At 53.4% G+C, this 504-nt stretch carries 1 rRNA gene; it reads right to left on the bottom strand.

What is annotated here, in order from left to right:
* Positions 1 to 99: 99 nt before the first annotated feature.
* Positions 100 to 504: ribosomal RNA gene (locus tag MH117_RS26445) — 16S ribosomal RNA — on the bottom strand; the annotation flags it as partial.

Genomic DNA, 504 nt, shown 5'->3' with positions numbered 1-504 from the left:
TTGAAAGATTGCTCTTTCAAAACTGAAAACGAGCGGAATGTTAAGGGTGGAAGCTTATGCTTCCTGTATGTCTCCGTCACAGGAGACGTAAATCCTTAGAAAGGAGGTGATCCAGCCGCACCTTCCGATACGGCTACCTTGTTACGACTTCACCCCAATCATCTACCCCACCTTCGACGGCTGGCTCCTTGCGGTTACCCCACCGGCTTCGGGTGTTGTAAACTCTCGTGGTGTGACGGGCGGTGTGTACAAGACCCGGGAACGTATTCACCGCGGCATGCTGATCCGCGATTACTAGCAATTCCGACTTCATGCAGGCGAGTTGCAGCCTGCAATCCGAACTGAGATCGGCTTTTTAGGATTGGCTCCACCTCGCGGCTTCGCTTCCCGTTGTACCGACCATTGTAGTACGTGTGTAGCCCAGGTCATAAGGGGCATGATGATTTGACGTCATCCCCACCTTCCTCCGGTTTGTCACCGGCAGTCACTCTAGAGTGCCCAACT

This window comes from Paenibacillus sp. ACRRX, assembly GCF_022346885.1.
In the GTDB taxonomy this organism is placed as follows: Bacteria; Bacillota; Bacilli; order Paenibacillales; family Paenibacillaceae; genus Paenibacillus_B.
Note: the sequence above shows the minus strand (reverse complement) of the source record. Positions and strands in the feature narration are given on the sequence as shown.